Below are 6,572 nucleotides of genomic sequence, written 5' to 3' on the forward strand. Positions count from 1 at the left end.
TCCGCTACACCCCCATCGGCGTCTTCCGCGACATCACACGCCCCACCTACGACACAGAAATGGCCGCCCAACTCGACACCGCCCAACAACACGGCGGCGGCAACCTCCAGAACCTCCTCCACGGCAACGACACCTGGACCGTCGGCTAGCGCCTGCCAGCTGTCGGTGACCGGCCCGGCCGTGTATTCGGCGGTCCCGTCGCAACGAGATCGCAGGCGCCGCCCACGAACGGCTCGCGTCTCCGCGGGAGGCCGCGCGCCGGGGCGCGGCGAACGGCCGCGGCCCGATGGCTGCCCGACGGCCGCGACCCGACGACCTCGCCCGGACACCGTCACCCGACGACCTCGCTCGGGCGGCGCAGGCCCGGTCGACCGCAGGCACGCCGTGACTCTCGGCGGCCCCTCGCTCAGACCGGGGCCGCTTTGGCCGCGCCACGAACGCCGGGCTCATCGGCGTCCGCCAAGAGCAGTTGGACCTGTCGGGCAACCGGGGCGCGGTGGCCTCCGACCTGAGGTCAGCCTCCGACCTAGGGTCAGCCTCGGCCGCCGTCGGCGAGGACGGTGCCCTCGGGCCCGTGCACCTCGCGCCGGACCGGCCGGTCTCAGACGTACTTCGTCTCCAGGTCGTCGAAGAACGCCTTCGCCAGCGCGACGAACTGGTCCTCGCGGATCGCGATCACGTCGCCGACCCGGTAGCCGAGCACCGACGTCTCGGCCTCCAGCTTTATCGTCCGGTCCTCCCCCAGGACACCGTTGTTGCTGATCAGCGACATCGCCAGCACCCGGACCTCGTTCATCGGGTTGCCGTCCTTCTTCTCGACGGCCCGCGTGCGGTGCACAAAATGCATCTCCAGCGCGAGCACGAGGTTGTTGAAGTACGACGGCTCGAACTCCCTCACCGACTCCGACGAGCCCAGCTTCCGGAACGCCTCGACCTGGGCCGCTATCTGACGCCGCGCCATGTCGACGAACTCCTGCGGGTACTTGCTGATCGCCAGCATCGCGCGCTCCTCCTGAACCGTCGGTACAGGGGGTGTACCCCGCCGGCCTAGTCCTCAGCCGGGAGATGGTCCCGGACCCAGAGCGCGGCCGACGTGCGGTCGCTGACGCCGATCCGCTTGAACGCGTTGCCGAGGTGGACTTTGACGGTCCGCTCGGTGATGCCGAGCGCGCGGCCGATCTGTTTGTTGGCGAGCCCGCGGGCCACCAGCCGCAGCACCTCGCGCTCGCGCGGGCTGAGCTGGTCGGCCGGGTCCGGCGTCGAACCACCCGGCAGCAGCGCCCGCGCGACCCGCGGATCGAGCGGCGCGTCTCCGCGGGCGGCCGCGTGGATGCCCGCGATCAGATCGCGCGGATCGGCGTCCTTCAGCAGGTACCCGGTGGCTCCGGCCGCGAGCGCGTCCCGCACCCGTCCCCGCCCGGTCGACGACGTGAGCACCAGCACGATGCTGCCCGGCAACTCGGCCAGCAGCCGCCGGGTGGCGTCCACCCCGTCGAGGACCGGCATCGAGAGGTCCATCAGGACGACGTCCGGATGAAGGTCGGTGGCTTGCTCGATCGCCCGGACGCCGTCGTCGGCCTGGCCGACGACCTCGATGCCGTCCGCGTCCTCGAGCAGGGCGGCGAGCCCGGCGCGGACCAGCGCGTGGTCGTCGACCAGCAGCACGCGGACGGTCACAGCGGTTTCTCCAGTCGCCAGTTCGTCCCGGCCCCGGGTGCGGACGAGACCGCGAGGGAGGCCCCCGCGTCGCGGGCCAGGTCGGTCATCAACCGCAGGCCGAAATGTCCTTCGTCCGCAGGACGAGAAGGGTCGAACCCGCGACCGTCGTCGCTGATCTCCAGCGTGACGTGTCCCGTCACCACCACGGTGACGTGGGACGCGTCCGCGTGTTTGGCGGTGTTGCGCAGGCATTCCTGCGCGATCCGGAACAGCAGCGCTTCGACGTCGGACGGCAGCTCCCGGTCGGGCACGACGGTGAGGTCGACGGTGACGTCCCGGCCGCGCAGGCCGGTCGCGAGATCGTCGAGCGAGCCGGCCAGCCCGGCGTCGACCAGCGACGGCGGATAGATGTCGACGAGCAGCGAACGCATGCTGCCGACGCTGGCCCGGACCGTGCCGGCGGCCGAGTCGAGCCGCTCGGCCAGCGACTCGCCGCCCGGCGTTGCCCGAGCCTTGCCGGCCGCGGCGGCCACCGCGAACGCGCCTGCGGTGAGGTCCTGTACGACGCCGTCGTGCAGCGTCGCCGCGATCCGGCGCCGCTCCTCGTCGGAGGCGGCCACCGCGCGGTCGAGCGCGACCTCCCGCTGACGCTGAGCCCGGCGCACACGCCCGACCAGGGCCAGCGTGAGCGGCGCCTGGAGCACCAGCATGAGCAGCAGGCTGCTGATCGTGATGCCGGCGAAGCCCTGCCAGAGCTGCCCGCTGCGTTCGGTGACCACGTCGTAGCGGGAGTACGTCTCGAACAGCAGCGTCCGGCCCGACGGCGTCCAGACCGGCCGGTACACCTCGAGGAGCTTGCCTTCGCTGCGCTCGTACTCGTTCTCGGGTTCGTCCAGGTCGCTGACGTCGGCCCGGGTGCTGGGGTCCTTCAGGACGTCCCGCTCGTCGGTGCCCAGCGGGAACGTCCGCCCGACCAGACGGGGTTCGTCGGAGTAGACGATGCGGCCCTCCGGCGTCCAGAGTTTCGTCCGGATGACCGCGCCGACGAGCACGCCGGACCGCATGACGCCGTCGAGGCGCTGCCTCGCGGCCGCGGCCACCGCCGGATCGTCGGAGAGCAGCGCGTCCTGCAGATTCGGGGTGACGACGGCGCCGGCGAGCAGGTCGGTGACGGTCAGCGCGTCGTTGACCGACTCGGACTCGGCCGCCTGGCGGGCCGCGATCGTCCCGACCGAGGCCACCACCGCGAACACGACCAGGGCCGCGACGACCGACTGGATCACGATCCGCCGCCACGACACCGGGCGGTCCGGCGCGCTGGGGGTGCCGGACGCGGCCAGCACCACCCAGTTGTCGTCGGTCACGGGAGTCAGCTTCGCTCAGTCGTGGTTCGGGCCGTCGTCCGACCCGCCGTGCTTCCCGGAGCCGGAGCCGTTCTTGCCCGAGCCCGAGTTGCTCGAACCCGAGCCGGAGTTGTCGTCGCTGCCGCGGCCGCGGCGGCCGCCGTTGTCGTCACCCGCCTCGGTGGTGCGGGAGGTGCGCAGGCCGCCCTTGTCGTCGCCCGGCTCGGCGGTGCGGGACGTGCGCAGGCCGCCCTTGTCGTCCGGGGTGGCGTGCGTGCTGGACGCGGACGGCGATGGCGCCACCTTCACGTCGATCTGCCTGCTCAGAGCGGTGTTGCCGGTCACACCGGCGACCGCGGGAGCCGCCGCGGCGATGGCCGCCACGATGCCGAGGGCCACGAACGTCGTCTTCATCAGTTCTCCTTGGGTCTCGGAAGTGCTGAGACCTTTCTCCGCCAGAACCGGTTCAAGCCGACAGCTGGACAGTGGTACTAGTACCCCCTGGGAAGGGCTTTGACCTGCACCTGGTCCATTAGAACGCGGCCTGGAGCACATCTGGCGCCAATCTGGCGCACGTCGCAGGCGGCGACTCACCGACGAGCGCCTGTTGCGCGCGTGGCGTGACCCCCGAACAGTGGGTAGCTGAACGTCGCCGCCGGCATCCGAACAGCTACCGGCGGATACCCGCGCGGTTCGACTGTCCACACCGGCCGGTCGCACGGCGAGCGCACAGGAAGCGCGCGTCCGGGCCCGCTTCTACCGTCCGGAAAATGCAGCCGCCACCTGACCCGAACAACCCCGACAACAGCAACCCGCCGCCCTACGGCCCACCCACCTCCGGCAGCCCGCAGTACGGGCAGCCCTACGGCCAGCCACCCCAGCAGCCCGGCTGGGGACCCGGACCACAGCAGCCCTACGGCCAGCCGCCCCAGTACTACGGCCAGCAGCCCGCCTACGGCGCCGGCGGCTACGGCGCTCCCCCGCCGAGGAAGAAATCCAGCGCCGGGAAGATCATCGGCATCATCGCCGCCGTCATTGTCGGCCTGTGCGTCCTCGGCGGCATCATCACCGCCGTCAGCGGCGGTGGCGGGAGCGACGACACCGCCACCACGGCCGGCGAGAGCACCGCCACCGTGGAACAGCCCGCCGACAACTCCAAGGCCGCCGCGCCCGCGCCGACCACCCCGAAAGCGTCCCCCACCAAGTCGGAGACCTCGGAGCAGCGAAACGCCGTCCGCGCCGCCAAGCAATACCTCGAGGTCAGTGCGTTCTCCCGCAAGGGACTGATCCGGCAGTTGTCCTCAGATGCGGGCTCCGGCTTCACCCTGGAGGCCGCGACCTACGCGGTGGACTCCCTGCACATCGACTACAACGAGCAGGCGTACAAGTCCGCCAAGAGCTACCTCGACGTCTCCGCGTTCTCCCGGCGGGGGCTGATCGAGCAACTGGAGTCCGATGCCGGGTCTGGCTTCACCCACGCGCAGGCCGTGTACGGCGCGGACAAGGCGCTGAACGAGTAGCGGAACGACGAGGCCCCGCCCATGCGAACTGGGCGGAGCTTCGTCGTGTCGCCAATTGGTGACGCGCAATCCGCACGATGCCCGGGGCCCTGAAGCCGGTGGAGCACCAAGCACGCGAAGCCATCGCAGAACAGATCGGCACCGAGCTCGGCCACATTTCACCTCAGGACGTGCTCGCACCACGGCGGCGTGAGCCGCTGGCTGTAGATGCGGCGGCGTTCGTCTGCAGCGTCAGCTCGTGGACTCCGCTACCGCCCCCATCGCCGCGACGCGCCGGGACCGTACCCCCTGGGAGCGCTCTGTCGCCTACGCACTAAGGTTCGCCCGTGACCGAGCGGAGGGCCACTGCCTGCGGCATCGGAATGCCCGACGGCAGCGACTGCCCCAACCCCGCCGAGGTGAAGCTCGCGGACGGTTCCGGGGCGTCGGCCTGGAGTTGCACCGAGCACGCGGACGAGGTCCTGGTCTGCGCCCGTGGCGTGTTCATCGCCGGCGACGAGCCCAACGGCTTGGAAGCGTTCCTGGCCGCCCGGGGGCGTCGCCCGATCTGAACACGGGAAGTCATTGCTTGGCTTCAGTTCCAAAGGGGAATAGGGGGACCAGTTCCTGTGGGCACCACCAACCCCCCGTCCGGGTGCCCGATTCCTCTGGAGGTTCCGAGATGCGCATCGGAAGTGTTGTGCTGGTGATCTGGCTCTTGATCGGCGTCATCGCGGCGGCGCAGCGCGACTACTTCTCCGGTGGAGACGCGAGTTGCGCGAAGACCGGCACCATCCTGGTCACGATCGTCGCGGGACCGCTGAACTACTTCGGCCTCAACCCGAAGGTGGACTGCAAGACGCCTCAGCCCTCGAAGTAACCGCGCGCGTACGTGAGCCGGCGGCCGGTGCCGCCGGCTTCACTACGTCCATGGCGGGGTTTTGCCGGGCCGCCTAGGGTGGCTCGGGTGATCGTCCTGATTCGTGAGGCATTGCGCAGCATGCGCGGCCCGCTGACCGCGGCCGTGATGATCGCGGGCGGTGCGATCCTGTACATCGTCCGGGCGTCCGCCGTGGTGCAGAACCAGCTCGACGCGGCCGGAGTACCGGATTGTCTCGACCCGAACGTCTGCTATCCGCACGGATCGGCGCTGGACGCGGTGTTCGGCATGGAGCTGGTCGCCGCGACCGTCCCCGCGCTGATCGGGCTGGTGCTGGGTGTGCCGCTGGTTCGTCGGCGAAGCTCTCTGGTGGCCTCGCTGGCAGGCGCTTTGGTGGCCGGCGTCGTGCTCACCGGCGCGGTCGCGCTGACCCACCGGCTGCTCGGTGCCCGCTACACGGTGCTGGCCAACGACACCTACGAGCTGCTCCAGATGCTGCACCTCAACAACGTCGGGTTCATGGTGATGCTGACCGCGGCGATCACGGCCCTGGCCGCGGTGTTCGGCCTGACCACCGGCCGCCTGGTGCCGACCGTGGTCCTGTCGGTGGTCGGCTGGCCGTGCGCGGTGATCGTCGGGTACCTGGGCGTCGGGTTGCTGTCGATCCCGCTCTTGGCGTTCGGCTCGTCGGACGGCTCCGGTTCCGGCTCCGGCTCGTTCGCCGACGACATCGGGTTCGCCGACGGTGTCGGCTACACCGCCGGGGCGGTGCTCGCCGTCGGCGTCGCCGCGCTCGTGCTGCTGGCCCGCCGCCGCACTCCACGCTGACGTTTCCCCCGCTGCGGACGCCGGACGCAGTGTGACGACGCGTCCGGGCCGCTGCGACCGTCACCGAATCTCGGCGCTCCACCGCGGCTCTGAACCGGGCCGCCGGCCCGGGGTGCTCGGCCGGCACGGCGGGACGATCGAACGACGGATGCGCACCGCCGACGCCGTGACCGATTCCGGCCCCCTCCCCGCCCGGACCGGGCGATTCCTCCACACCGTCAGCATGCCGCCCGCACGGGCCTTAACCTCACGGGCAAATGTCGGTGGGGGGATCCATGGCACGAGCGGTCGGCATCGACCTCGGTACCACCAACTCGGTCGTCAGCGTCCTCGAGGGTGGCGAGCCGACGGTCATCGCCAACG

At 70.9% G+C, this 6,572-nt stretch carries 9 protein-coding genes; 5 read left to right on the forward strand and 4 right to left on the reverse strand.

The features are described 5' to 3' along the window. Window positions 1–601: 601 nt before the first annotated feature. The 4 genes from ACIBZJ_RS43105 to ACIBZJ_RS43120 are packed head-to-tail and all read right to left on the reverse strand — an operon-like array spanning window position 602 to window position 3,416. Entirely contained in the window at window positions 602–1,000 is a 399-nt protein-coding gene (locus ACIBZJ_RS43105; protein WP_395939415.1) for a hypothetical protein, read from the reverse strand. A 47-nt stretch (window positions 1,001–1,047) separates the two neighbouring features. Next, window positions 1,048–1,677: a response regulator gene (locus tag ACIBZJ_RS43110; protein WP_395939416.1), complete on the reverse strand. Its 630-nt coding sequence runs from the start codon at window positions 1,675–1,677 to the stop codon at window positions 1,048–1,050. After that, window positions 1,674–3,023: a sensor histidine kinase gene (locus ACIBZJ_RS43115; protein WP_395939417.1), complete on the reverse strand. Its 1,350-nt coding sequence runs from the start codon at window positions 3,021–3,023 to the stop codon at window positions 1,674–1,676. The genes ACIBZJ_RS43110 and ACIBZJ_RS43115 overlap by 4 nt, the downstream gene beginning before the upstream one ends. A 15-nt stretch (window positions 3,024–3,038) precedes the next feature. After that, window positions 3,039–3,416, reverse strand: coding sequence for a hypothetical protein (locus tag ACIBZJ_RS43120; RefSeq protein ID WP_395939418.1), 378 nt, complete (start codon window positions 3,414–3,416; stop codon window positions 3,039–3,041). 356 nt (window positions 3,417–3,772) lie between these two features. Between ACIBZJ_RS43120 and ACIBZJ_RS43125 the strand changes: the two genes are divergently transcribed. From ACIBZJ_RS43125 to ACIBZJ_RS43145, 5 genes are all read left to right on the forward strand, one after another. Further along, the gene (locus ACIBZJ_RS43125) at window positions 3,773–4,522 is read left to right on the forward strand and encodes an Ltp family lipoprotein (RefSeq protein ID WP_395939419.1); all 750 of its coding nucleotides are present in this window, start codon (window positions 3,773–3,775) and stop codon (window positions 4,520–4,522) included. Between the two features lie 326 nt (window positions 4,523–4,848). Beyond that, window positions 4,849–5,073: a hypothetical protein gene (locus ACIBZJ_RS43130; protein ID WP_395939420.1), complete on the forward strand. Its 225-nt coding sequence runs from the start codon at window positions 4,849–4,851 to the stop codon at window positions 5,071–5,073. Window positions 5,074–5,183: 110 nt separating this feature from the next. Continuing rightward, on the forward strand, window positions 5,184–5,381 hold the full coding sequence (locus ACIBZJ_RS43135) for a hypothetical protein (protein WP_395939421.1): 198 nt from the start codon (window positions 5,184–5,186) through the stop codon (window positions 5,379–5,381). Window positions 5,382–5,468: 87 nt separating this feature from the next. After that, on the forward strand, window positions 5,469–6,209 hold the full coding sequence (locus tag ACIBZJ_RS43140) for a hypothetical protein (protein ID WP_395939422.1): 741 nt from the start codon (window positions 5,469–5,471) through the stop codon (window positions 6,207–6,209). A 275-nt stretch (window positions 6,210–6,484) separates the two neighbouring features. Continuing rightward, the coding region (locus tag ACIBZJ_RS43145) for an Hsp70 family protein (protein ID WP_395938599.1) at window positions 6,485–6,572 on the forward strand (88 nt) is incomplete at its 3' end.

The organism is Cryptosporangium sp. NPDC051539, assembly GCF_044454545.1.
Taxonomy (GTDB): Bacteria; Actinomycetota; Actinomycetes; order Mycobacteriales; family Cryptosporangiaceae; genus Cryptosporangium.